We start from the raw sequence: 1284 nt of genomic DNA on the forward strand, positions 1-1284 counted from the left end.
GCACCGAGCTGGCCGCCGGCATGTTCGCAATGGACGTGCTGCCCGAGACCACGGCGTACGAATTGCAGCAGGTCGAGATCGACCTGGAGGAGGGCGCATGACGGACATCGATATGCGCGCCCAGGAGGTCGCCGACAAACTCGCGCTGCTGCGCGCCACCCTTGCCGCCAGCGGCGCCGGCGCCGTGCGCCTGCGCGGCACCGACTGGTTTGCGTGGATCACGGCCGGCGGCTCGAGCGCCGTGCTGCACACGACCGACACGGGCATTGCCGAAGTACTGGTCACAGCGGGCGATGCCTGCGTGCTGACCGACCAGATCGAAGGCGAGCGCCTGCGCCTTGAGGAAGTACCGGCCGGGTTCAGCTTTCATATCGAGCCGTGGGCCGAGCCCGAGCTGCGCGAGCATTTCGTGCTGGCCGCGGCCGAGGGCCGGCCGGTGCTGTCGGACCGTCCGCAGGCCGACGAACTGCCGTTGCCGCTGCCGCTACGCCAGCGCAAGCTGGTGCTGGGCGACGCCGAGCAGGCGCGCTACCGCCTGCTGGGGCGCGAAGCGGCCGAAGCGATGACCGACGTGCTGCACCGCGCCCGGCCCGACTGGACCGAGCAGCAGCTGGCCGGCGCCGGCGCCGAGGCGCTGTGGCGCCGCGGCATCCATCCGGCGCTGGTGCTGGTGGCCGGTGCGCGGCGCTTGCCGCTGTTTCGCCACGCGACGCCGTCGCACGAGCCGATTGGCGAGCGCGCCATGCTCGTGTTCTGCGCGCGCCGCCATGGCCTGTATGCCAACCTGACGCGCTTCGTGAGCTTTGGCGGCACTGGCTCGGCGCCCACGGCCCAGCGCGCGCTGATGGCGCTCGAGGCCACCGGCCTGGCGGCCGTGGCGCCGGGCAAATCGCTGTCATCGGTGTACCACGCGCTGGCGCAGGCCTATCACCACGCCGACGTCGAGGACGCGATCCGCGAACACCACCAGGGCGGCATCACTGGCTACCTGGCGCGCGAGATCGTGGCCACCCCCAGCACGGCCACGCAGCTCGAACAGGGCATGGCATTTGCGTTCAATCCAAGTTATAACGGTATGAAGATCGAAGACACGTTCCTACTCGGCCCCGACGGACTCGAAAACCTGACCTTCGACCCGGCCTGGCCGTCGGTGGATATCCAAGGCCGTCAGCGGCCGCTCTGGCTGGAGGTAGACGCATGACCATCACGACCGATACCTTCTTTGGCGGCGCGCCCGAGGTGAACGCCTCGGCCCCGGGGCGCGTCAACCTGCTGGGCGAACAC

The 1284-nt window shown here is 70.0% G+C and carries 2 protein-coding genes; both read left to right on the forward strand.

What is annotated here, in order from left to right; translation table 11 throughout:
* The first annotated feature begins 112 nt into the window (after positions 1-112).
* Positions 113-1201, forward strand: coding sequence for a M24 family metallopeptidase (locus AC1DYN_RS32615; protein WP_477966963.1), 1089 nt, complete (start codon positions 113-115; stop codon positions 1199-1201).
* Positions 1198-1284 (forward strand): galactokinase family protein (locus tag AC1DYN_RS32620; protein ID WP_477966965.1); only part of this gene is annotated, 87 nt, incomplete at its 3' end. The genes AC1DYN_RS32615 and AC1DYN_RS32620, both read left to right, overlap by 4 nt.

The sequence above is a fragment of the Rhizobacter sp. P2_D12 genome, from assembly GCF_056404395.1.

Bases quoted from the DNA above. Each gene is read 5' to 3' on its own strand.
- AC1DYN_RS32615 (WP_477966963.1), top strand. From the start codon at position 113: ATGCGCGCCCAGGAGGTCGCCGACAAACTCGCGCTGCTGCGCGCCACC.